The 21,940-nt window shown below is 73.2% G+C and carries 21 protein-coding genes and 1 pseudogene; 13 read left to right on the forward strand and 9 right to left on the reverse strand.

From position 1 onward, the window contains the following. The first annotated feature begins 276 nt into the window (after positions 1-276). Positions 277-1,257, forward strand: a complete 981-nt coding sequence (locus ACIP67_RS25265; RefSeq protein ID WP_401694859.1) for a DMT family transporter — start codon at positions 277-279, stop codon at positions 1,255-1,257. On the opposite strand, the gene hutI is transcribed toward ACIP67_RS25265, so the two are convergent. The 4 genes and pseudogenes from hutI to hutU form a co-directional block, all read right to left on the reverse strand. After that, entirely contained in the window at positions 1,197-2,486 is a 1,290-nt protein-coding gene (hutI, locus tag ACIP67_RS25270) for an imidazolonepropionase (protein WP_401694861.1), read from the reverse strand. The two genes, ACIP67_RS25265 and hutI, sit on opposite strands and share 61 nt — an antisense overlap. Next, the gene (locus ACIP67_RS25275; protein WP_401694863.1) at positions 2,483-3,832 is read right to left on the reverse strand and encodes a formimidoylglutamate deiminase; all 1,350 of its coding nucleotides are present in this window, start codon (positions 3,830-3,832) and stop codon (positions 2,483-2,485) included. Before ACIP67_RS25275 ends, hutI begins: the two co-directional genes overlap by 4 nt. Further along, positions 3,829-5,031, reverse strand: coding sequence for an allantoate amidohydrolase (locus tag ACIP67_RS25280; protein ID WP_401695146.1), 1,203 nt, complete (start codon positions 5,029-5,031; stop codon positions 3,829-3,831). The genes ACIP67_RS25275 and ACIP67_RS25280 overlap by 4 nt, the downstream gene beginning before the upstream one ends. Positions 5,032-5,402: 371 nt before the next feature. Continuing rightward, a pseudogene (hutU, locus tag ACIP67_RS25285) lies at positions 5,403-7,055 on the reverse strand (urocanate hydratase); the annotation flags it as partial. A 475-nt stretch (positions 7,056-7,530) separates the two neighbouring features. Here hutU and ACIP67_RS25290 point away from each other — a divergent pair. The 4 genes from ACIP67_RS25290 to ACIP67_RS25305 are packed head-to-tail and all read left to right on the forward strand — an operon-like array spanning position 7,531 to position 9,735. Then, positions 7,531-7,929, forward strand: coding sequence for a hypothetical protein (locus ACIP67_RS25290; RefSeq protein ID WP_401694865.1), 399 nt, complete (start codon positions 7,531-7,533; stop codon positions 7,927-7,929). Further along, on the forward strand, positions 7,926-8,750 hold the full coding sequence (locus tag ACIP67_RS25295) for a transcriptional regulator (RefSeq protein WP_401694867.1): 825 nt from the start codon (positions 7,926-7,928) through the stop codon (positions 8,748-8,750). The genes ACIP67_RS25290 and ACIP67_RS25295 overlap by 4 nt, the downstream gene beginning before the upstream one ends. Positions 8,751-8,784: 34 nt before the next feature. Continuing rightward, positions 8,785-9,348, forward strand: coding sequence for a roadblock/LC7 domain-containing protein (locus ACIP67_RS25300; RefSeq protein ID WP_401694869.1), 564 nt, complete (start codon positions 8,785-8,787; stop codon positions 9,346-9,348). 12 nt (positions 9,349-9,360) lie between these two features. Beyond that, positions 9,361-9,735 (forward strand): hypothetical protein, encoded by a 375-nt coding sequence (locus ACIP67_RS25305; protein ID WP_189934487.1) that lies wholly within the window; start codon positions 9,361-9,363, stop codon positions 9,733-9,735. 57 nt (positions 9,736-9,792) lie between these two features. On the opposite strand, the gene ACIP67_RS25310 is transcribed toward ACIP67_RS25305, so the two are convergent. Both ACIP67_RS25310 and ACIP67_RS25315 read right to left on the reverse strand, forming a co-directional pair. Beyond that, a complete protein-coding gene (locus ACIP67_RS25310; protein ID WP_401694872.1) occupies positions 9,793-10,377 on the reverse strand; it encodes a hypothetical protein in 585 nt (194 codons plus the stop codon). A 176-nt stretch (positions 10,378-10,553) separates the two neighbouring features. Further along, the gene (locus ACIP67_RS25315) at positions 10,554-11,420 is read right to left on the reverse strand and encodes a MurR/RpiR family transcriptional regulator (protein ID WP_401694874.1); all 867 of its coding nucleotides are present in this window, start codon (positions 11,418-11,420) and stop codon (positions 10,554-10,556) included. 347 nt (positions 11,421-11,767) lie between these two features. Between ACIP67_RS25315 and ACIP67_RS25320 the strand changes: the two genes are divergently transcribed. Then, entirely contained in the window at positions 11,768-12,196 is a 429-nt protein-coding gene (locus ACIP67_RS25320) for a hypothetical protein (protein ID WP_401695147.1), read from the forward strand. Positions 12,197-12,601: 405 nt separating this feature from the next. Here ACIP67_RS25320 and ACIP67_RS25325 read toward each other — a convergent pair whose 3' ends face one another. Further along, the gene (locus tag ACIP67_RS25325) at positions 12,602-13,990 is read right to left on the reverse strand and encodes a cystathionine beta-synthase (protein WP_401694876.1); all 1,389 of its coding nucleotides are present in this window, start codon (positions 13,988-13,990) and stop codon (positions 12,602-12,604) included. 160 nt (positions 13,991-14,150) lie between these two features. Between ACIP67_RS25325 and ACIP67_RS25330 the strand changes: the two genes are divergently transcribed. The 3 genes from ACIP67_RS25330 (at position 14,151) to ACIP67_RS25340 (ending at position 17,674) form a co-directional block, all read left to right on the forward strand. Next, positions 14,151-15,191, forward strand: a complete 1,041-nt coding sequence (locus tag ACIP67_RS25330; RefSeq protein ID WP_401694878.1) for an SGNH/GDSL hydrolase family protein — start codon at positions 14,151-14,153, stop codon at positions 15,189-15,191. A 174-nt stretch (positions 15,192-15,365) separates the two neighbouring features. Next, entirely contained in the window at positions 15,366-16,586 is a 1,221-nt protein-coding gene (locus ACIP67_RS25335) for an acetyl-CoA C-acetyltransferase (RefSeq protein WP_401694880.1), read from the forward strand. 305 nt (positions 16,587-16,891) lie between these two features. Next, positions 16,892-17,674: a hypothetical protein gene (locus ACIP67_RS25340; protein WP_401695148.1), complete on the forward strand. Its 783-nt coding sequence runs from the start codon at positions 16,892-16,894 to the stop codon at positions 17,672-17,674. Positions 17,675-17,684: 10 nt separating this feature from the next. Here ACIP67_RS25340 and ACIP67_RS25345 read toward each other — a convergent pair whose 3' ends face one another. After that, positions 17,685-17,996, reverse strand: coding sequence for a hypothetical protein (locus ACIP67_RS25345; RefSeq protein WP_389522158.1), 312 nt, complete (start codon positions 17,994-17,996; stop codon positions 17,685-17,687). Between the two features lie 102 nt (positions 17,997-18,098). Between ACIP67_RS25345 and ACIP67_RS25350 the strand changes: the two genes are divergently transcribed. Beyond that, positions 18,099-18,326 (forward strand): DUF4287 domain-containing protein, encoded by a 228-nt coding sequence (locus ACIP67_RS25350; protein ID WP_389522160.1) that lies wholly within the window; start codon positions 18,099-18,101, stop codon positions 18,324-18,326. Positions 18,327-18,441: 115 nt separating this feature from the next. Here the strand turns inward: ACIP67_RS25350 and ACIP67_RS25355 are convergent, their stop codons facing one another. Beyond that, on the reverse strand, positions 18,442-19,338 hold the full coding sequence (locus ACIP67_RS25355; protein ID WP_401694883.1) for a Bax inhibitor-1/YccA family protein: 897 nt from the start codon (positions 19,336-19,338) through the stop codon (positions 18,442-18,444). A 1,006-nt stretch (positions 19,339-20,344) separates the two neighbouring features. Between ACIP67_RS25355 and ACIP67_RS25360 the strand changes: the two genes are divergently transcribed. The 3 genes from ACIP67_RS25360 to ACIP67_RS25370 are packed head-to-tail and all read left to right on the forward strand — an operon-like array spanning position 20,345 to position 21,718. Continuing rightward, positions 20,345-20,932 (forward strand): hypothetical protein, encoded by a 588-nt coding sequence (locus tag ACIP67_RS25360; RefSeq protein ID WP_401694885.1) that lies wholly within the window; start codon positions 20,345-20,347, stop codon positions 20,930-20,932. Then, positions 20,929-21,495, forward strand: coding sequence for a GNAT family N-acetyltransferase (locus ACIP67_RS25365; RefSeq protein WP_401694887.1), 567 nt, complete (start codon positions 20,929-20,931; stop codon positions 21,493-21,495). The genes ACIP67_RS25360 and ACIP67_RS25365 overlap by 4 nt, the downstream gene beginning before the upstream one ends. Before the next feature lie 43 nt (positions 21,496-21,538). Then, entirely contained in the window at positions 21,539-21,718 is a 180-nt protein-coding gene (locus ACIP67_RS25370) for a hypothetical protein (protein WP_401694889.1), read from the forward strand. Positions 21,719-21,940 lie beyond the last annotated feature (222 nt).

Raw genomic sequence — 21,940 nt, forward strand, 5'->3', positions numbered from 1 at the left:
GTCGATGTGCGGGACCTCACCCTGAGCGTGTGGGGTCCTCGTCCTGAGCACGCGGGGCTCCTGAGCGCGCGGGGTCCTCCTCCTGAGCACGCGGGCTCCTGAGCGCGCGGGGTCCTCCTCCTGAGCGCGCGGGGCTCCTGAGCGCGCGAGGTCCTCGTCCTGAGCGCGCGGGTCCTCTTCCTGGACAGGGCGCTGACCTGGACCGCCGTCGCCGTTTACGCTGAGCCGGCCCTCCGGCCCGCGGTGGGCGCGCCGCCGACCGCCGCGAGGAGCACGATGCCCGCCACCCCCTCCCGTCCCGGCCGGCTCGCCGACCTGCCCGTGCTGCTGGTCGCCGTGGTGTGGGGCTCCAGTTATCTCGCCGCCAAGGGGATCACCACGGCGGACACGGTCCTCGCGGTGCTGGTGCTGCGGTTCACCGTCGCGCTGCCGGTGCTGGCCGTCGTCGGGTGGCGGCGGCTGCGGGCGCTGAGCGGGGCGCAGGTGCGCGGGGCGGGGCTGCTCGGGCTGATCCTCGCCGGGATCTTCCTGCTGGAGACGTACGGCGTGGTGCACACCTCGGCGACGAACGCCGGTCTGATCATCAGCCTGACGATGGTGTTCACGCCGCTCGCGGAGAGCCGGGTGCGCGGGGTGCGGCTGCCGGGCTCGTTCCTGGCGGCGGCCGGGGTGTCGGTGCTCGGCGTGGCGCTGCTTACGCAGGGAGCCGGGTTCACCGCCCCGTCGGGGGGCGATCTGCTGATGCTGGGGGCCGCGGTCGCGCGGACGGTGCATGTGCTGGCCATGGCGCGGATGGAGTCGGTACGGGGTGCGGACGCGCTGTCGCTGACGACCCTTCAGTTGGGCGGTGCGGTGGCCGTGTTCGCGGTGCTGGTGGCGGTGCCGGGGACGGGCGCCCCGCCGTGGGCGGCCGCGGCAGCGTTCGACGCCGGGGACTGGGTGGGGCTGGTCTACCTGGCGGTGTGCTGCACGCTGTTCGCGTTCTTCGTGCAGATGTGGGCGGTCCGCCGCACCTCCCCGTCGCGGGTCAGCCTGCTGCTGGGCACGGAGCCGGTGTGGGCGGCGGCCGCGGGCATCGCGCTGGCGGGGGACCGGCCCGGTCCGCTCGGGTTCCTGGGCGCGGTGCTGGTGCTGGTGGGGACCGGGTGGGGGCGGGCGGTGGCGGACCGGGGGCGTGCGGTGCCGGAGGCGGGCGCTCAGACCACGCGTACGCCGCGCCGCCACACCTGCGACACCAGCGGCACGCCCGGCCGGTAGGCCAGGTGGACGTGGCTCGGGGCGTCCAGGAGGGTCAGGTCGGCGTAGGCGCCCGGGGCGAGGCGGCCGATGTCGGTGCGGCGCAGGGCGGCCGCTCCGCCGGCCGTGGCGGACCACACGGCCTCGTCGGGAGTCATGTGCATGTCCCGCACCGCGAGCGCGATGCAGAACGGCACGGAGGACGTGAAGGACGAGCCCGGGTTGCAGTCGGTGGACAGGGCCACGGTGACGCCCGCGTCGAGGAGGCGGCGGGCGTCGGGCCACTCGGCGCGGGTGGAGAACTCCGCGCCGGGGAGGAGGGTGGCGACGGTGTTCCCGCCGGCGAGGGCGTCGACGTCGGCGTCGGTGAGGTGGGTGCAGTGGTCGGCGCTGGCGGCGTCCAGTTCGACCGCGAGTTGTACGCCGGGGCCGTAGGAGAGCTGGTTGGCGTGGACGCGGGGGTGCAGGCCCCTGGCCTTGCCGGCGGTGAGGACGGCGCGGGCCTGGTCGCCGTCGAAGGCGCCCTCCTCGCAGAAGACGTCGATCCAGCGGGCGTACGGGGCGCAGGCGTCGAGCATCTCGCCGGTGACGAGGGCGACGTAGGCGGCGGGGTCGCCGGCGTGGTCCGGCGGGACGATGTGGGCGCCGAGGTAGGTGACCTCGTCGGTGTGGCGGGCGGCGATGCGCAGGGCGCGGGCCTCGTCGGCGACCGTCAGGCCGTAGCCGGACTTGGTCTCGAAGGTGGTGGTGCCCTGGTGCAGCGCCTCGCGGAGGTAACGGGTGAGGTTGGCCTCGAGTTCCTCGTCGCTCGCCGCCCGGGTGGCCGCGACGGTCGTGCGGATGCCGCCCGCGCCGTACGGCCGCCCCGACATCCGGGCGTTGAACTCCTGCGTCCGGTCGCCCGCGAAGAGGAGGTGGGAGTGGGAGTCGACGAAGCCGGGGAGGACCGCCCGGCCGCCTGCGTCGACCCGATTGTCAGTGGTGGGTGCTTTGCTTCGGTCACCGGTCCACGCGATGCGGTCGCCTTCGATGACGACGGCCGCGTCCTGGATCAGTCCGAGGGGGGATCCGTCACCGAGGGAGGGGTCGTTGGTGACCAGGGCGGCGATGTTGGTGATGAGCGTGCTCGCGGTGCTCGCGGAGTGGGCGGGGCTGACGGTCGTCGCGTTGCTCATGGCGTCCTTGCTGGCCTGGTCGGCGGTGGGGTCGGGTTCGGGGGCGGGCCGTGCGGGTGGGGGGCCCGCGGTCATCCGCGCAGGGCTGCGACGGCGTCCGCGAGGGCTTTCGGCACATCCGGCACGAGGGAGTGGACCCCGTCCCGGACCACGTGCCGACCCGCCACGACCGTGTGCGACACGTCCGCTGCCGACGCGGCGAATACGGCCGTCTCGGCCCCGAGCCGCGGAAGCGGCCCTGCCGTCCTGACCGAGTCGAGCGCGATCGTCGTGAGGTCGGCGCGCGCGCCGGGCTCGATGGTGCCCGTGTCGTGCCAGCCGAGGGCCGCGTGACCGTCGGCCGAGGCCGCCCGCAGGAGGGCGGCCGCGGTCCAGTGGCCTCGTGTGCGGCTGCGCAGGCGCTCGTTGAGCTCCATGGCGCGCGCCTCCTCGAACAGGTCGATGACGGCGTGGCTGTCGGAGCCGAGGGAGAGCGGGGAGCCTTCCCTCTGCAGGGCGACGGCCGGTCCGATGCCGTCGGCCAGGTCCCGCTCGGTGGTCGGGCACATACAGGTGCCGGTGCCGGTGCCGCCGATGAGGGCGATGTCCGCGGCGGTGAGGTGGGTGTTGTGGACGCCGGTGGTGCGCGGTCCGAGGACACCGTGCTCGGCGAGGAGCTGGGTCGGTGTGCACCCGTGGGCCTCGCGGCAGGCGTCGTTCTCGGCGGTCTGCTCGGACAGGTGCACGTGCAGCGGCGCGCCGCGCTCCTCGGCCCATCGCGCCACGGTGGCCAACTGCCCGGCGGGCACGGCCCGTACGGAGTGGACGGCCGCTCCGATCCGCGCGTGATCCCGTTCCTTGAGAAGTGAACAGCGTTCGGCCCAGGCGTCCGCACTGCCGTCGGAGAAGCGGATCTGGTGGGTGTCGGGCGACTGTCCGAAGCCGGAGGACAGATAGGCGGTGTCGAGGAGGGTGATGCGGATGCCGGCTTCGGCGGCGGCCTCGACCAGGGCCTCGCCCATCGCGTTCGGGTCGGCGTAGGGAATGCCGCCGGGGGCGTGGTGCACGTAGTGGAACTCGCCGACCGCCGTGATGCCGGCCAGCGCCATCTCGGCGTACACCGCGCGGGCGAGCGCGTGGTAGGTCTCCGGGGTCAGCCGGTCGGCGACCGCGTACATGACCTCGCGCCAGGTCCAGAAGGTGCCGGAGCCGACCTGGACGGTGGAGCGCAGGGCGCGGTGGAAGGCGTGGCTGTGGGCGTTGGCCAGGCCGGGGAGGGTGAGGCCGCGCAGCACCTCCGCGCCGGGCGGCGGGGCGGGCGTGCCGGTGCGGACGGCGGTGATCCGGCCGGCCGCCGCCTCCACCACGACTCCGGGCTCGACGCGGGTGCCGAGCCAGGCGTGCTCCAGCCAGTACGTCCGTGTCGACTGCGGGGAAGTCATGTGCAGGCCAGTCCTTCCAGTACGTCGGCGAGCGCGCGCACCCCGGCCAGGCAGTCGTCCTCGGCCGCGAACTCGGCCGGGGAGTGCGAGACGCCCGTGGGGTTGCGCACGAACAGCATGGCGGTCGGGACGCTCCCGGAGAGGATCCCGGCGTCGTGTCCGGCGCCGGTGCCCAGCACCGGGACCTTCAGGCCGGTGTCGTGGCCCAGGATGCGGGCGAGTTCGTCGCGCAGGGCGTGGTCGAACTCGACGACGGGGGTGAAGGACTCGCGGACGACGTCGAGGTCGACGCCGTGGGCGTCGGCGTACTCGCGGGCGGCCTTCTCGATGCCGCCGACGACGGTGTCGAGGCTCTCCTGGTCGGCGGCGCGGGAGTCGAGCCAGCCGCGCACCAGGGAGGGGACGGCGTTGACGCCGTTCGGCTCGACGGAGATCTTGCCGAAGGTGGCGACGGCGTCGGCGAGGCGCGCCTCGCGCCGGGCGGCGAGCACGGTCTGCGCGTACGGCAGCATGGGGTCCCGCCGGTCCGCGAGCCGGGTGGTGCCGGCGTGGTTGGCCTCGCCCCGGAAGTCGAACCGCCAGCGCCCGTGCGGCCAGATGGCGCTGGCGACACCCACCTGGTCGCCGCCGAGGTCGAGGGCCCGCCCCTGTTCGACGTGCAGTTCGACGAAGGCGCCGATCCGGGCCAGCCGCTCCGGGTCGGGTCCGATGGCGTCGGGGTCGTACCCGGCGGCCTCCATGGCCCGCGGGAGGGTGACGCCGTCGGCGTCGGTCAGCCGGTGGGCCTGTGCGACGGTGAGCCGGCCGGCGGTGAGCCGGGAGCCCACGCAGGCGAGGCCGAAGCGGGCGCCTTCCTCGTCGCCGAAGTTGACGACGGCGAGGGGCCGGGTGAACGTCGCCCCGCGCGCGCGCAGTTCGTCGAGGGCGGCGAAGGAGGACACCACTCCGAGGGGCCCGTCGAAGGCGCCTCCGTCGGGCACGGAGTCGAGGTGGGACCCGGTGACGACGGCGTCGCCGGCGGCGGGGTCCCCGAGCCAGGCCCACTGGTTGCCGTTGCGGTCGACCTCATGGGTCAGCCCGCGGGCCTCGGCCTGCCGGGTGAACCAGGCCCGGCACTCGGCGTCGGCACCGCTCCAGGCGAAGCGCCGGTAGCCGCGGGACTCGGGGTGCCGGCCGATGGGCAGCAGCTCACGCCACATCCGGTGGAACGACCCGCCGGCCGCCCCGGGCCGCGGGGGATCGTTCCGCGGGGCGGCGGGGGTGCCGCCGGCCGGGCGGGGCCGGGCGGCGGGGCGGAGCCGGGCGGCGGGGCGGAGCCGGGCGGCGGGGCGGGTGGGCTCGGCCGGACCGGCAGCCGACGGCGACGGCCCGGCACCCAGCGCGCGGTCGCCGCCGTGCCCGCTCTCGGGCCGGCTCACGCGTCACCACCCTCACGGCGCTGGTGCCCCTCACGGCCCCCGCGGCCCTCACCGTCCGGACCGCCCTCTCCGCCCGCACGGCCCCCGCGGCCCTCACCGTCCGGACCGCCCTCTCCGCCCGCACGGCCCCCGCGGCCCTCTCCGCCTTCGCCGCCCTCGCGCATGGGAACGCGTACGCCCCGCTCGTCGGCGACCGACTCCGCGATGTCGTAGCCGGCGTCGACGTGCCGGATGACGCCCATGCCGGGGTCGTTGGTCAGCACCCGCCGGATCTTCTCGCCGCCCAGCTTGGTGCCGTCGGCCACCGTGACCTGTCCGGCGTGCAGCGAGCGGCCCATGCCGACGCCGCCGCCGTGGTGCAGGGAGACCCACGACGCGCCCGAGGCCACGTTGACCATGGCGTTGAGCAGCGGCCAGTCGGCGATGGCGTCGGAACCGTCGAGCATGGCCTCGGTCTCGCGGTAGGGGGAGGCGACGGAGCCGCAGTCGAGGTGGTCGCGTCCGATGGCCAGCGGGGCGGCCAGCTCCCCGCTCGCCACCATGTCGTTGAACCGCTCGCCGGCCTTGTCGCGCTCGCCGTAGCCGAGCCAGCAGATACGGGCGGGCAGGCCCTGGAAGTGGACCCTCTCCCCCGCCAGTCCGATCCAGCGGGCCAGGGACTCGTTCTCCGGGAAGAGGTCGAGGATCGCCCGGTCGGTCTTCGCGATGTCGGCCGGGTCGCCGGACAGCGCCGCCCAGCGAAAGGGGCCCTTGCCCTCGCAGAAGAGGGGGCGGATGTAGGCGGGGACGAAGCCGGGGAAGGCGAAGGCCCGGTCGTACCCGGCCAGTCGGGCCTCGCCGCGGAGGGAGTTGCCGTAGTCGAAGACCTCGGCGCCGGCGTCGAGGAAGCCGACCATCGCCTCGACGTGCCGGGCCATGGACTCACGGGCGCGGGCGGTGAAGCCCGCCGGGTCCTTGGCCGCGTACCCGGCCATGTCGTCGAAGTCGACGCCGGTGGGCAGGTAGGCCAGCGGGTCGTGGGCCGAGGTCTGGTCGGTGACGATGTCGATGGGCGCCCCCGCGGCGAGGAACCGCGGGACGAGGTCGGCGGCGTTGCCGAGGACGCCGATGGAGAGCGGGCGGCGCGCGTCACGGGCCTCGACGGCCAGGCGCAGCGCGTGCTCGGGCGAGTCGGCCCGCACGTCGAGGTACCGGTGTTCGATGCGGCGTTCGATGGCGCGCGGGTCGCAGTCGACGCAGATCGCCACGCCGTCGTTCATGGTCACGGCGAGCGGCTGGGCGCCGCCCATGCCGCCGAGGCCGGCGGTGAGGGTGATCGTGCCGGCGAGGGTGCCGCCGAACTTCTTGGCGGCGACGGCGGCGAACGTCTCGTAGGTGCCCTGCAGGATGCCCTGGGTGCCGATGTAGATCCAGGAACCGGCCGTCATCTGGCCGTACATGGTCAGTCCCAGCTGTTCCAGCCGGCGGAACTCCTCCCAGGTGGCCCAGTCGCCGACGAGGTTGGAGTTGGCGATCAGGACGCGGGGGGCCCACTCGTGGGTCTGCAGGACGCCGACGGGGCGGCCGGACTGGACGAGCATGGTCTCGTCCTGCTTCAGGGTGCGCAGGGTGCGGACCATCGCGTCGAAGGAGCGCCAGTCGCGCGCCGCCTTGCCGGTCCCGCCGTAGACGACGAGCTTGTCGGGGTGTTCGGCGACCTCGGGGTCGAGGTTGTTCTGGAGCATCCGCAGGGCGGCCTCCTGCTGCCACCCCAGGGCGCTCAGTTCCGTGCCGCGCGGCGCTCGTACGGGGCGGGGTCCTGACATGGTCTGCCTCCTCGTGGCGGGGACGGTCCCGACGAATGTTGCTGTCGTTATTCACATCCTGGCTTCATGAATAGACCTAGTCAACACGAAGGCGTGGCAGGAGAGGCGGCAGACGCACCGCCATGGGCTCGACGTTCACGGGTTCCGGAGCGGGGGTTCCGGACTGGGGGGTTCCGGAGCGGGGGTTCCGGAGCGGGGGTTCCGGACTGGGGGGTTCCGGACCGGGGGGCGCACCGTGAGGGGGCACACGGCATCACCCCTCGCCATGCCTCCCGCCCCTCCACTCCCTTGCCGCGCTCCCGCGCGCGGTGGTGAAACAGGAGGGACGACAGGGACAGAAAACGGGGGGCAGCCGACCCACCCTAGTCACGCGGCGCATGTTCCGCTGGAAAATGCCAATTCCCTCACCCCCTCGTGCCTACGTTGCGTAGCGTCTCCCTCACTCAGCCGAACCGCAGGCGGGAGGGGAGCCACGGTGCCCGGAATCGACGAGTGCCTACTGGAGGCCATGCGGCTGCCCGGGGCCCGGGGAGCCGCACTGGTCGACTGGACCAGCGGACTGGCCCTGGGCACGGTCGGGGAGTTCCCGGGCGGAGACCACGAGGCCGCCGCCGCCGAGGCCGCGGAGGTGGCGCGGCTCACGGCCGAACAACGGGCGTTCACGCCCGACGACGAGGACGCGGCCGGGGCCGCAGACCCCCCGGTCGAAGACCTGATCATCAGCAACCGGGACAGCTACCACGTCCTGCGGTTCGTACCGACGTCCTTCGACAGCAGCGTGTTCCTGCACGTGTGGCTGGCCCGGCCGGACGGCAATCTCGCGCTGGCCCGCATACGGCTGGGCGAGATGGCCGGACGGCTGGTGCTGGGGTGACCGTCGTGGGGACGACTCCGCCTCCCCGGCTGCCGCTGCGGGACAGAGCGGCGGCCCGGGACCACGCGGGCGGCGGGGTGTCGCCGATGCTGACGCGGCTCGCCGCCGAACGGGCCACCGGTGTCCTGGAACGCGAGCGTGGCGCCCTCCACCTCGTCGAGGGTCGTGTGGCGCACGCCGAGAGCCCCTACGCCCCGGGCCTCGACGTGCTCCTGCCGGCCCACGGCACGCTCGACGCCGCTGTCTGGCGGGAGGCGGTGGAGCGGGCCGACGAGCGCAGCGGCGCCGCCCGGCTGCTGCTCGACGCCGGGCGCATCGGGCAGGGCGCGCTGGAGGTGTGCCACCTGGGGGCGCTGTACGACGCGGCGTACTTCGCCCTCGCCCCCAGCAGCGCGCCGGGCCGGTTCCACTACGGCACCGGGCACTGGTTCGGGGTGCTGCGGCCGGTCGCGGTCGACGCCCTGGAGCGGGAGACGCTGCGCCGCCGTGAGCTGCTGCACCGGCTGTGGCCCGACCCGCTGCCGGACACCGCGCCGCTGCTGCGGACCGAGCCCGTCGCCGCACCGGGGCTCACCGCCCGGCAACGGGCGGTGCTGGCGCTGGTGGACGGGGTGCGCACCGCGTCGGACATCGCCCGGGCGCTGGGCCGGCAGGCGTTCGCCACGCTGGTGGACGCCCGCCGGCTGGCGGCCGCCGGACTGGTGACCGCCCGGTTCCCACCACCCGCCCCCATGGCCCCGCCCGGCCTGGACCTGCCCCGTGTCGACGACGCCGACATCACCTTGCTGAAGAGGCTCAGGGATGCGCTGGAGGCCCTTTGAACGGCAGCGACCGCGTGCCGAGAGGAGGGCGCTGATGGCCGCCGAGCCGGAGATACGCGCCGAGCTGCGGCGGCTGCGGGCCCGGGTGCCCCAGCTGACCGGAGCGCTCGCGGCGGGCGTGGACGGCCTCGTCCTCGCCCACGACACCACCGGCGTGGAGCCGGAGGGTGTGGCCGCGCTCACCTCCACCGCCCTCGCCGTCGCCGTGCGCATGGCGGACGCGACCGGCCGGGGCGCCTTCCGCGAGCTGCTCGTCCGCGGGGCGCACGGCTACGTCGCGACGTACGCGGCCGGGGAGGGCGCCGTACTGACAGTGCTCGCCCAGGACCGCGTCAACGTCGGCCGGCTGCACCTGGAGGGACGTCGGTCGGGAGCCCGCATCGGGGAGCTCGTCGACGCCGCGGCGCCACCCCCGGCCGCCCCGGCCGCCCCGGCCAAGCCCGCCCCCCGCACACGGAGACCCAGCGGCGCCACAGACACCGGTGACACCACCGACACCACCGACATCACCGACATCACCGACACGGCCGCCGCGCGTCCGAGGAGCGCGCGCACGGCACGCACCACCACCGCCAACGCCCCCACCACCGAAAGTTGAGAGGAACCAGCCATGGCCAACACCGAAACCGCGCTCAAGGAAGCACTCGCCTCCATCGAGGGCGCCACCGGCGTCGCGCTCGTCGACTACACCAGCGGCATGGCGCTGGGCACGATGGGCGGCGGCAAGAGCTTCGACCTCAACGTCGCCGCGGCGGGCAACACCGACGTGGTGCGCGCCAAGATGCGCACCATGGAGCACCTCGGGCTCAAGGCGCAGATCGAGGACATCCTGATCACGCTCTCCGACCAGTACCACCTGATCCGCCTGATCAGCGGCCGCGGCGGCAACGGGCTCTTCCTCTATCTGGTGCTGGACGCCAAGCGGGCCAATCTGGCGATGGCCCGCCACCAGCTGAAGAAGATCGAGGAGGACCTGGAGGTCTGAGCCGCCGGGGCCCGTCCCGTCCCCCCGGGTCCGAAGAGCCCGTCCGCCCGAGGGGGCCTACACGAGTGCCGCGGTGCGGCGGCGCGCCCCGCCCGGGGCCGCGTCGCCCGCCGCGATACCCGTACTGCGGTAGCCCTTGACCTGCTTGCCGACCGGACGGCCGCCGTTCCCGGCGAGCCAGTCGACCCGTACCCACAGCAGCGCGTCCTCGGCCCGCTCCAGCCGGCCCAGCCAGGCCGCCTTCAGCCGCAGCCCCGTACCGCATCCGGCGAGCAGCATGCCGGCCGCGGCCGGCACGGCGAACGCGCTGCCCAGCGCGGCGGCGAACGCCAGCAGCAGCCACCAGCGGTGACCGCGCCGCCAGACCCGCACGGTCACCCCACGGTCCTGCAACACGTCGTGCCGGCCCGCGCGGGCGGCCCCCCGGGCGAGGGCGGTGTACCGCTTGCGGCGCGGCAGTGCCACGGCCACCACCGCGACGACGAACAGCACGGCGCCCGCCATCACCCCGATCCGCCGGCCCGTCACGCCCGGAACCAGCAGGCCGATGCCCGCCGCGAACACGCCGAGCCACCACATCGGCGCGGCTCCGGCCCGCACGACGACGGCCACCCGAGCCAGTCCCTGACCTCCACGTGCCACGTTCCGCCTCCTCGTCGCCTCGACAAACACACCTGAAATCTCTGGTCGAGGAGAGTAGCGAGCGAACGTGAGACCAGTCTGAGAACGCGTCACCTTTCCTGAGAGCGCGCCTCCGCTTCCGTGAGATCACGCGTTCCCGCGCGGCCGCCACGGCCTGCGGCGGCCTGCGGCGGCCGTCACTCCACGAACAGCCCCCGTGCCGCCGCCCTGCTGTCGAACTCCTCCAGCCGTGCCTGGGCGTCCGGCAGGTCGTCGCACATCGCCTCCAGCAGTACGCGCCCGAGCAGCATCGGCGCGCACGCGGTGTCGAAGGCGAGCCCCGTGCCGACGGCGGCGGGCAGCAGCAGGTCGGAGACCTTGGCGACCGGCGCGAACGCCGAGTCGGCGACCGTCACCACGGTCAGCCCGGCCTCCTTGGCGTAGGAGAGGGTGTCGAGGACCTCGCGGGGGTGGCGGGGCAGCGCGAAGCAGAGCAGGGCGGAGGCTCCGGCGCGTACGGCGGCGTCGACCCGGTCGTGCACCATCGACCCGCCCTCGTGCAGCAGCCGCACGTCGGGGTGGACCTTGGCGGCGAAGTACGCGAAGCCGTACGCCTGGGAGGCGGCGGCCCGCAGGCCGAGCACGGGGAGCGGCCGCGAGGCCGCCAGCAGCTGTCCCGCCCGCCGCACGGGACGGGGGTCGGCGAGGAGGTCCGCCAGGTGCCGGAGGTTCTCGATCTCGGCCTCGACGGCCTGCTGGTACTCGTTGTACGCACCCGCGTCCGCCGTCTGCTCGGCGGGCGCGACCTCGCGCAGGTGCTTGCGCAGGGCCGGGTAGCCGTCGAAGCCGAGCGCGACGGCGAACCGGGTGACGGAGGGCTGGCTGACCCCGGCCAGCTCGGCCAGTTCGACGCTGGAGAGGAACGGCACGTCGGCGGCGCGCCGCACCATGCTGTGCGCGATGCGCCGCTGGGTCGGGGTGAGCCGGTGCCCCTCGAAGAGCGCCTGGAGCCGTGCGGCCGGGGTGTCCGTCCCGCCGGTCGCCGCGTCCTTGTCCACGCTCACGCCTCGCTCCCCCTCCGCCCCGCGCCCGTCCGGCCGCGCCTATTCAGTCAGCAAGAACTGTGCATGACGCTATACAGCGAGGCAAGCCGCCCCCTGGCATGCCGCCCCCGCCGCCGCGCAGACCCCCGCTCCGGCCCCCGCCGCCGCCCACCACGGTCGCCCACCACCGTCACCCACCGCAGTCGCCCGCCACCGTCACCCACCACCGTCACCCCCCGCCGTCGCCCACCGCGGTAGCCGCCCCGCGCACCCCTCCGCCCCCGGCCGGCCGAACACGGGGGCTACCCCCAGTGCCCCTGCCGCGCTCCGTCCCTAGCGTGGACGGTATGACGGGACGGGAGACCACCATGGACGCGCGGGACGCCGAGCTGAAGAAGGAACTCAACGCCACCCTGCAAGCCCGCAGGGAACTGGGCGAGGAGTACGAGTCCGCGCTGGTGGACTCCTTCCTGGAGAAGGTCGACCAGCGTATCGACGGCGCGGTCGAACGCCGGGTGCGCCGGCAGTTCGCGGAGCAGCAGATGGTCGCGGCACGCGACGGCCGCTCGCCCGGGGCGACGGACTCCTGGGGCGAGCGCTTCGGCTTCGGCATCGTCTCGCTGGTGCTGGCCGTCCCGCTGTCCGCGATCGGCGTGGGCGCGGCGGACCTGCCGGGGCTGCTGGTCTCCTGGGCCGGCATCGTCGGCGTCAACGTGGTCCAGGCCGCCCGCACCCAGCCCGGCCTGTTCGGCGGGCTGCGCCGCCGGCCCACCGGGGACGGTGACTGGAAGGCCTGAGGCACAGGCCGGGGCGCGCCCGGACGGACGCGCGACAGGTGGGGGAAAAAAGCTGTGCGCGGGGACCGCCGCACCCCCGTCACCGGGGGGCGGGACGACGGCGGTCCCCGCGAGGGACGCGGGCCGGCCGGAGCCGGGCTTGCGCGTCCTGGCGTCTGTGGAGGTCCGGGAGCCGCTCCGGAGGTCCGTGACGCCGTTTCGGTGCCGGCCGGGGCGGGGAGCCGCTCCCGCCCTGCCGACACCCACTAATGTGCCGGACCCGTGTTAAGCGTGTGCTGCGCGGACGTGACGCGCGCGTACCACTTCCGCGAAGTCCACCTCTTCGGTAGACAAACGGAAGTTCACCGCCGAAGGGCCCGGTTCACCGCAGGTTTGCCCGGAGTCGGCCCCCGCGACGCATGGAAGCTACTTCCCGCCCTTGGCCAGGAACGCCAGCAGGTCCTGGCGGCTGACCACCCCGCTGGGCTTGCCCTCGACGAGGACGATCGCCGCGTCCGCCGCGCCCAGGACGGACATCAGGTCGCCGACCGGTTCGCCGGAGCCGACCTGCGGCAGCGGGGCGGACATGTGCTTCTCCAGCGGGTCCTCCAGCGAGGCCTTCTTGCTGAAGAGGGCGTCGAGCAGCTCACGCTCGACGACCGAGCCGACGACCTCGGCGGCCATGACGTCCGGGTGGCCGGCGCCCGGCTTCACCACCGGCATCTGGGAGACGCCGTACTCGCGCAGGACCTCGATGGCCTGGCCGACGGTTTCCTCGGGGTGCATGTGGACGAGGGACGGCATGGCGCCGGCGGCCTTGTCGCTGAGGACGTCGGCGACACGGGCGCTGGGGCCCTCGTCCTCCAGGAAGCCGTAGTCGGCCATCCACTCGTCGTTGAAGATCTTGCTGAGGTAGCCGCGGCCGCTGTCGGGCAGCAGCACGACCACGACGTCGTCCGGGCCGAGCCGCTCGGCGACCCGCAGCGCGGCGACGACGGCCATCCCGCAGGAGCCGCCGACCAGCAGCCCCTCCTCCTTGGCCAGGCGCCGGGTCATCTGGAAGGAGTCCTTGTCGGACACGGCCACGATCTCGTCGGCGACGGTCCGGTCGTAGGCGGTGGGCCAGAAGTCCTCACCGACGCCCTCGACGAGGTACGGCCGCCCCGATCCGCCGGAGTAGACGGACCCCTCGGGGTCGGCGCCGACGACCTGCACCCGGCCGTCGCTGGCCTCCTTCAGATAGCGGCCGGTGCCGGAGATGGTGCCGCCGGTGCCCACGCCCGCCACGAAGTGGGTGATCCGGCCCTCGGTCTGCTCCCACAGCTCGGGGCCGGTGGAGTGGTAGTGCGAGAGCGGGTTGTGGGGGTTGGAGTACTGGTCGGGCTTCCACGCGCCGGGCGTCTCGCGCACCAGCCGGTCGGAGACGTTGTAGTAGGAGTCCGGGTGCTCCGGGTCCACGGCGGTCGGGCAGACGACGACCTCGGCGCCGTACGCCCGCAGCACGTTGATCTTGTCGGTGCTCACCTTGTCGGGGCACACGAAGATGCACTTGTACCCCTTCTGCTGGGCCACGATGGCGAGCCCGACGCCGGTGTTGCCGCTGGTCGGCTCCACGATCGTGCCGCCCGGCCGGAGCTCCCCGCTCTTCTCGGCGGCCTCGATCATGCGCAGGGCGATGCGGTCCTTCACGGAACCGCCCGGGTTGAAGTACTCCACCTTGGCCAGAACGGTCGCCTGGATGCCCTTGGTCACGCTGTTGAGCTTCACCAACGGGGTGTTGCCGACGAGGCTGATCATCGAGTCGTGGAATCGCACCGTTGTCTCCGGTCGCTTGCAAAAACAGTGGTCTTGGTGGTGCCGCCAGCGTACGGCGCGGACCACGGACAGGACGTACGTTCACTCGCCGTGAAGATTGGACGACGGTCAGTACGGGGCAAGGAGTGGGTGTACGGACTCGAGGAGGTGGCGTCGAGGCATGACGAGCATGTCCAGGGCAAGAGTGGCCCGGCGCATCGCGGCCGGCGCGGCCTACGGCGGCGGCGGGATCGGACTGGCCGGCGCGGCGGTGGCCGGACTGCTGCTGGCGGAGGCGCAGCTGGCCCGGCGCCACGTCAACGGCAACGGCTCCCCTCCCCGCGTCCCGCAGGCGGACGGCCTGTACGGCCGGAATTTCACCGCCCCGGGCGTGGAGGCCCTGCGGCTGACCCTGCTCGGCGACTCCACGGCGGCGGGGCAGGGCGTCCACCGGTCGGGGCAGACCCCGGGGGCCCTGCTGGCCTCCGGTCTGGCGGCGGTGGCGGAGCGCCCGGTGAAGCTGCGGAACGTGGCACTGCCCGGCGCCCAGTCCGACGACCTCGACCGGCAGGTCGGGCTGGTCCTCGGCAACACCGGCCGGGTGCCCGACGTATGCGTGATCATGATCGGCGCGAACGACGTCACCCGCCGCATGCCCCCGACCCGTTCGGTGCGCCACCTCGCGGCGGCGGTACGGCGGCTGCGCACGGCCGGCGCGGAGGTCGTCGTCGGCACCTGCCCCGACCTGGGCACGATCGAGCCGGTCGGCCAGCCCCTGCGCTGGCTGGCCAGACGCGCCTCCCGCCAGCTGGCGGCCGCCCAGACGATCGGCGTCGTCGAGCAGGGCGGCCGCACGGTGTCGCTGGGCGATCTGCTGGGGCCGGAGTTCGAGGCGAACCCGCGCGAGCTGTTCGGGCCCGACCACTACCACCCCTCGGCGGAGGGGTACGCCACGGCGGCGATGGCGGTGCTGCCGACCGTGTGCGCGGCGCTGGGCCTGTGGCCGGCCGAGGAGGAGCGGCCGGACGCCTCCCGCCGCGAGGGGTTCCTGCCGGTGGCGCGGGCGGCGGCGGAGGCCGCGTCCGAGGCCGGTACGGAGGTCACGGCGGCGATGCCGACCGGGCCGCGGGGCCCGTGGGCGCTGCTGAAGAGGCGCAGGCGGCGCCGGGTGGCCGAGCCGGAGACGGTCACGGCGTCGCCCGGCGGCCGGTCGGGGTGCTGAGGACGCGCGCCGGGCGGGTTCCCGCCGGGCGCCCTCCCGGTGACCCAAGCAAGCGCTTAGAAAGTGCGGTCAGAGTCACACCGCCGCGCCCGTGACCCTGACCATACGTACAGGTAACTTCCCAGACAGCCGTTGCCGGAAGTTCTCCGTACCCTCGACGCCCCTGGAGCCGTGATGCCCGAAGCCGTCATCGTCTCGACCGCCCGCTCCCCCATCGGCCGCGCCGGCAAGGGCTCCCTCAAGGACCTGCGCCCGGACGACCTGACCGCCACGATCATCCAGGCCGCCCTCGCCAAGGTCCCCGAGCTGGACCCGAGGGACATCGACGACCTGATGCTCGGCTGCGGCCTCCCCGGCGGCGAGCAGGGCCACAACCTCGGCAGGATCGTCGCCGTCCAGATGGGCATGGACCACCTGCCCGGCTGTACCGTCACCCGCTACTGCTCCTCGTCCCTCCAGACCAGCCGCATGGCCCTGCACGCCATCAAGGCCGGCGAGGGCGACGTCTTCATCTCGGCCGGCGTGGAGACGGTCTCCCGCTTCGGCAAGGGCAGCTCCGACGGCCTCCCCGACACGCACAACCCGCTCTTCGCCGAGGCCGAGGCCCGCACGGCCGCCGTCGCCCGGCAGGAGGGCACCACCTGGCACGACCCGCGCGAGGACGGACTCGTCCCGGACGCGTACATCGCGATGGGCCAGACGGCCGAGAACCTCGCCCGCCTCAAGGGCGTCACCCGCCAGGACATGGACGAGTTCGGCGTCCGCTCCCAGAACCTCGCCGAGGAAGCCCTCAAGAACGGCTTCTGGGAGCGCGAGATCACCCCGGTCACGACGCCCGACGGCACGGTCGTCAGCAAGGACGACGGCCCGCGCGCCGGCGTCACCATGGAGGGCGTGGCGGGCCTCAAGCCGGTCTTCCGGCCCGACGGCCTGGTCACCGCCGGCAACTGCTGCCCGCTCAACGACGGCGCCGCCGCGCTCGTCATCATGAGCGACACCAAGGCCCGCGAGCTCGGCCTGACCCCGCTGGCCCGCATCGTGTCGACCGGCGTCTCCGGCCTCTCCCCCGAGATCATGGGCCTCGGCCCGGTCGAGGCGAGCAAGCAGGCCCTGCGGCGCGCCGGCCTCACCGTCGACGACATCGACCTGGTCGAGATCAACGAGGCGTTCGCCGCGCAGGTGATCCCCTCCTACCGCGACCTCGGCATCGACCTCGACAAGCTGAACGTCAACGGCGGTGCCATCGCCGTCGGGCACCCCTTCGGCATGACCGGCGCCCGCATCACCGGCACGCTCATCAACTCCCTCCAGTTCCACGACAAGCAGTTCGGCCTGGAGACGATGTGCGTCGGCGGCGGCCAGGGCATGGCGATGGTGATCGAGCGCCTCAGCTGATCCGCCCGGCGGGCGCGGCCGGTGACCTCCGGGTAGCCGCCGGGGCACGCGCCGTGAGCCGCTGGCCCGGGGTCCGGGATTCTCCCGGACCCCGGGCCGTTTCGTGATCCAATCTCCCCCAGGATGTGACCTATCTCCCTCACGGTGAGGATTCGCCCAGGTCAGAGCCGATCCGCCGACACACCCCGACCCGAAAAATCTGTCCGTTTCGTGACGTTACGCACTGACAGCTCGATAGTCCGCCCTTCAAGCTGATGTAGGAAGTCGGGGGTCGACCTTGAACCGGGAGTACGTCAGTGAGCGCCATGCCGATCGCCCTGCTGGTCACCACGGCCGCCACCGGTGCCGTGGGCGTCGCCGTCCTGCGCACCCTCGTGCAGCTGCGCCGTCAGATCGCCGGTCTGCGTGCCGAGCTCACCGGGACCCACGCCGTCGGGACGCCCGCGTTCGTCCCGGCCGCCCGCACCACGGCCGACACCGACGAGATACGTGCCGCGGTGGCCGAGGCGCTCGCCGAGGAGCGGGAGCGGGAGCTGGCCGAGGCGCGCGCCTTCTGGGCGGCCCAGGAGTCCCGTGACGCCGCCGACACGCCCTCCCTGCTGGGCCTGTCGGACAGCGAGCTGTTCCTGCCGCGCCAGGCCGACTTCGCGGGCCTGGAACCGCTGGAGCCGGTGACCGAGCCGACCGCGGACACCGACGAGTTCGCCGGGGAGTCCGCCGAACTGGCCGCGGCCCGCCGACGCCACCCCTCGCACCCGGACTTCGTCCCCGTCCAGTCCCCGGTCGTCGACGACCACGAACGCACGGTGACCGCCCTGGAGGAGCTCGCCGCCTCCCGCACCGAACTGACCGACGTCCGCCCGGGCCCGCTGGGCACCCTGGACGTCTACGTCTTCGCCGACGGCACCACCTTGTGCATGACCCCGGGCCACCGCGAGACCGCAGAACGCCTGGCCGCGGCCCTGACCGCCGGCGAGACCCCGTACCTGCTGGGCGGATCGGGCATCTCGGGCGCCTACACGCTGACCTTCGCCTGCGGCGAGGAGAACGTCTACATCCTGGCCGACCGGGTCATCGCGAGTCTGTAGGGGCCGGGCGTCAGACGCCCGCGCGCTTCTGCGCCTCCTCGACGAGGGCGACCGCCTCGGCGACCTCGTCCGCGCTCCGCAGAACGACCTCCAGGTCGTGCCCGGCGACGGTGATCTGGTCGGCGGCCGCGAACATCCCGGCGTCGGGCATCTGCCGGGGCTCGGTGCCGGGCTCCTCGATGCGCTGCGCCCACCGGGCCAGCTCCCGGGCCAGTTCCAGTGCCTCGGCGGCGGCCCCTCGCTGGAGCCGGCTCTGGGGCGCCGCCCGCAGACGGTCGGCGAAGTGGTCCACCGCACGGGACAGAGACGTCGTATCCACCACGCGGTGAGCGTACGCGCCGTACCCGCACTGTTGCCAACGGGCGAACGCTCAGGCACGGTGACCTGAAGGACCGGCTTACAGCCCATTGCTTCGGAGGCGCCGATGTCCCAAGTCTTCTCCGCGGAGACCCATCGCAACCTGCTGGCTCGTATCCCCCACTGCACCGGTCGTGAGGTCTCCGACTGGCTGCGCACCGTCGACGAAGGCCCCGCTCTCCGCTTCGAGGAGAAGGTCAGCTGGCTGCGCCACGAGTACGACCTCGCGTACGGCCACGCCAAGGCGATCATCCACGAGTACGACCTGAGGAGGGCCGCGCGCAAGTTGCGGTAGCGCGGCCACCACATCCCGTTCCGGACGGGGACACGGACAGGGACACGGACCCGGACACACGACGAAGGGCCCCGGGGTGACCCGGGGCCCTTGGGCCGGCGTCGAGCCGGTCGCGTCAGTCGCTGCTGTTCAGGATGGACAGGAGTCGCAGGAACTCCATGTAGATCCACACCAGCGTCAGCGTGAGGCCGAAGGCCGCGAGCCAGGCCTCCTCGCGGGGCGCGCCGTAGGCCACGCCGTCCTCGACCTGCTTGAAGTCCAGGGCGAGGAAGCAGGCACCGAGGATGATGCCGATGACCCCGAAGACGACGCCGAGGGCGCCGCTGCGGAAGCCGAGGCCGTCGCCGCCGCCGAAGACGGTGAACAGCAGGTTCACGGCCATCAGCAGGACGAAGCCGAGCGCGGCCGCCATGACGAAGCCGTAGAAGCGGCGGTTGACTCGGATCCAGCCCGCCTTGTACGCCACGAGCACACCGGCGAAGACCGCCATGGTGCCGAGGACGGCCTGGGCGACGACCCCGTCCGCGATGTACGTGGACACCGCGCTGGAAATGACCCCGAGGAAGACGCCCTCGAGGGCGGCGTACGACAGGATCAGCGCGGGCGACGGGCGGCGCTTGAAGGACTGGACGAGCGCCAGCACCATCGCGACCAGACCGGCGCCGACCGCGATGCCGTACGACTTGTTGAGGTTGGCCTCGTCGACGGGCAGCAGCAGCCACGACAGGACGGCGGTCACGACCACGGTGCCGAGCGTCGTCGCGGTGCGCGCGACGACGTCGTCCATGGTCATCGCACCGGTGGTGGTGACCGGGGCCTGCGGAGCGCCGTACTGCACGTCCTGCTGGGCGTAAGGGTTCTGCGCGTAAGGGTTGCCGGCCGGCTGGGCGTAAGGGTTGCCCTGCTGCGTGCCGACAGCGGGTCCCCCGGCCTGCGGCGCGGCGTTGAAGCCCGCGTAGCCGTTGTCGCGGCTGAACCCCCGTCGCGAGAAGACCGGGTTTCTGCTCCTCATTTCACTCCTCCATGGCCACACAGCGCGGCCTTGGCATCAAGAGTAATAGGTAGGCAAAGGATTGACCCTAGTGCTTGGGGAGGATCTTTCCCTCGTCGTGCTGCGCAACACGCTACGTGGATCGCTGATTCCCGGCACCGGGCGGATCCATTCATGACCAACCCGGTACACGCCCGGAACCCTCTGGAGATCACCCGCCCGCGTCAGCCGATCGGGAAGCCCGTGGACGCCACGGCCAGGTCGGTCCCGGCGGCGCGGGAGGAGGCGATGCGCTCCAGGCCCCGGCCCCCCGGTGGCGGAAGCGGACGCGCGGGCCGTCGGTGCGGATGACGCCGGCGGTGGTGCGCAGCGAAGCGTTCCCTTCGAAACGGTGCCGGGGCCCCGGCGGGGTGCGGCGCACAGGGAGGCGCGGCAGCGGAGCAGGGGGTGCCTCGGAGGCGAGGAGGGAGGCGTGGGAGGTGCCCGGAACCGGACTCGAACCGGTAGAGGACACCGCCCCTGACCTGTACCGTTCCCGTTTCCCCAGGTCAGCAGTCCTAGACGAGACCGGACCAGCCCGGACCAGACCCGACTACCCCGGCCCAGAGGCCAGTTGGTGCTCCCGTGGGAGCGCAGCCGGGAGCGCACTTCCGGGGCTCGTCCGGCGGGCTCGCGCTGGTCGTGCTTCCTTGTGACACCGAACGCGTCAGATTTATGCGGGAGCGTGCATACAGCAAGGGGCTTCGCGCCGTATAAAGCGGTGGGCCCAGCGGCACGGGCGCGCACCTCCACAGGCGGCAGGCACCCCAGGCGGACGTGTTGCCACAGCCAGTCAGCGGTGACGGTGTCCACGTCGGTGCGGCCCCGGTCGTACACCCGCGGCTCGTCCGGCCACTGGGTGGTCAGCTCCTTGACGCCGTCAGGCGGGAGCAAGTGTTGAAGGGACATTCCCCCTCCTCCTCGAATCGAGAGAGGTGACGTTGGACGGAAGGAGGCGCGGGGCCTCGCCGGTGGGGCAGGTCAGAGCATGCAGGCCAGCTACACCGGCCGGCCACGCGACAACTATGACCTGGCCCGGGCCGCCCAGGAGCGGGCCACCCGCTACGGCTCCCCCGTCCTGCAATCCCTCATTGCATCCCGGGAGGCACGGGCCTTGTCCCTGATGCGGGACGATGCCGGAGCCCGTCGGCGCCTCGCTGACTCCATGCGCCTGATGGAGCGAGCCGACCGTGGGCGTCCCTGCCCGGACTGGGCCGCCTTCCATGGCCACGCCGAACTGGACTATGCCCAGGGACTGGCCTACACCGAATCCGGCCACCACCAACGCGCGGTCGCCTTCCTGCGGGCGGCGCTCGACAACCAGGACCGCACCTACGGCCGCAACCGGGCGCTGTACCGGCTCACTCTGGCCCGTAGCCTGGTCGCCTGCGGACAAGCAGACGAGGCCGCTTCTCAGGCCACTGAAAGCCTCGGCCACCTGGAAGAGGTGGAGTCCGGCAGGGTGCTGCGCCGGTTGTCCGAGGTGACCGTCCTTCTCAGCAACGTTGACGCAGTCTCCGCACAGCAGGCCGCCAAGGAACTGACGGAGTACGTGCAGGAGAGGAACGCAGCATGACGGAGGTCACCTACACCCGGTACGAGGGCGCCGAGGCTGCCGGTCTCCTGAACGCATTCCTCCCAGCGTATGAGGAGGTGTACGCGGAACCGCCGTACCTGGAGGGCCCCCGGGACGTGGCCGATTTCATCGAGCACTACGCCGTTCAGGCCAAGCGGCACGGCATGCGCCTGGTCCTCGCACGGCACGGCCAGGACGTCGTCGGCTTCACTTACGGCTACTACCTGGCACCAGACACCCGCTGGTGGACCAGCCTGCAGGACGTACAGCTACCGCCCGAAACCACCCGCGAAGACGGCCGGCGCACTTTCGTGATCATCGAACTGGCCGTGCGTAAGGCGTGGCGCCGCCGCGGCGTCGCCGCCTCCCTGCATGACCTGCTTCTGGACGGCGTGACCGCCGAGCGGGTGACACTCACCGTCCGGCCTGAGCCTGAGGCCGCCCCCGCCCGCCAGGCCTACCAGGCGTGGGGATACCGCCGCGTCGGAACAACCCTCCCTTGGGAAGACTCCCCGCTGTACGACTGCATGATCCGCGACGTGCACCAGGCCACCGGCCCGTGATCACCGTGCGGGCGGTGTCAGCCCCCGCCCGTACCGTGGAGGTATGCCCAGCTCTCCCCGGCCTCCGGGCAGTGCCTGCTGCCCTGCCCGGGACCACCTCAACGACGCCATCCGACAACTGATGGACCAGCCGGCCAGCCGCGAGCGCTCCGAGCAATGGGCGGCGCTGCTGGAGCAGTGGGCGGACTCCTGTCCCTGCGGCTGCTGGACGACCGCCGCCTGACCCCGGACATGGGTGCGCCCCGTCCCGGTTTTCCACGCCGGGGCGGGGCGCTCAACATGCGTCCGAGTGGCACGCCAGCCATATGGACAACTCCACCGTACGGCGAGGGTCTGACACCAGCCCGGACCAGGGTCCTACGGGCGGCGCGTGGTGCCGGCGACCGGCCGCCCGAACGCCAGCGGCGCCGCCAGGGCACTGGGCGGGCTCGCCATGATTCGGGCG

The sequence above is a fragment of the Streptomyces sp. NPDC088812 genome (assembly GCF_044750285.1).
GTDB lineage: Bacteria > Actinomycetota > Actinomycetes > Streptomycetales > Streptomycetaceae > Streptomyces.

Bases quoted from the DNA above. Each gene is read 5' to 3' on its own strand.
- ACIP67_RS25355 (WP_401694883.1), bottom strand. From the start codon at position 19,338: ATGAGGAGCAGAAACCCGGTCTTCTCGCGACGGGGGTTCAGCCGCGAC.
- ACIP67_RS25340 (WP_401695148.1), top strand. From the start codon at position 16,892: ATGCCGATCGCCCTGCTGGTCACCACGGCCGCCACCGGTGCCGTGGGC.
- ACIP67_RS25280 (WP_401695146.1), bottom strand. From the start codon at position 5,031: ATGTGGCGTGAGCTGCTGCCCATCGGCCGGCACCCCGAGTCCCGCGGC.
- ACIP67_RS25350 (WP_389522160.1), top strand. From the start codon at position 18,099: ATGTCCCAAGTCTTCTCCGCGGAGACCCATCGCAACCTGCTGGCTCGT.
- ACIP67_RS25360 (WP_401694885.1), top strand. From the start codon at position 20,345: ATGCAGGCCAGCTACACCGGCCGGCCACGCGACAACTATGACCTGGCC.
- hutI (WP_401694861.1), bottom strand. From the start codon at position 2,486: ATGACCGCGGGCCCCCCACCCGCACGGCCCGCCCCCGAACCCGACCCC.
- ACIP67_RS25305 (WP_189934487.1), top strand. From the start codon at position 9,361: ATGGCCAACACCGAAACCGCGCTCAAGGAAGCACTCGCCTCCATCGAG.
- ACIP67_RS25300 (WP_401694869.1), top strand. From the start codon at position 8,785: ATGGCCGCCGAGCCGGAGATACGCGCCGAGCTGCGGCGGCTGCGGGCC.
- ACIP67_RS25335 (WP_401694880.1), top strand. From the start codon at position 15,366: ATGCCCGAAGCCGTCATCGTCTCGACCGCCCGCTCCCCCATCGGCCGC.
- ACIP67_RS25320 (WP_401695147.1), top strand. From the start codon at position 11,768: ATGGACGCGCGGGACGCCGAGCTGAAGAAGGAACTCAACGCCACCCTG.
- ACIP67_RS25265 (WP_401694859.1), top strand. From the start codon at position 277: ATGCCCGCCACCCCCTCCCGTCCCGGCCGGCTCGCCGACCTGCCCGTG.
- ACIP67_RS25330 (WP_401694878.1), top strand. From the start codon at position 14,151: ATGACGAGCATGTCCAGGGCAAGAGTGGCCCGGCGCATCGCGGCCGGC.
- ACIP67_RS25275 (WP_401694863.1), bottom strand. From the start codon at position 3,832: ATGACTTCCCCGCAGTCGACACGGACGTACTGGCTGGAGCACGCCTGG.
- ACIP67_RS25365 (WP_401694887.1), top strand. From the start codon at position 20,929: ATGACGGAGGTCACCTACACCCGGTACGAGGGCGCCGAGGCTGCCGGT.
- ACIP67_RS25370 (WP_401694889.1), top strand. From the start codon at position 21,539: ATGCCCAGCTCTCCCCGGCCTCCGGGCAGTGCCTGCTGCCCTGCCCGG.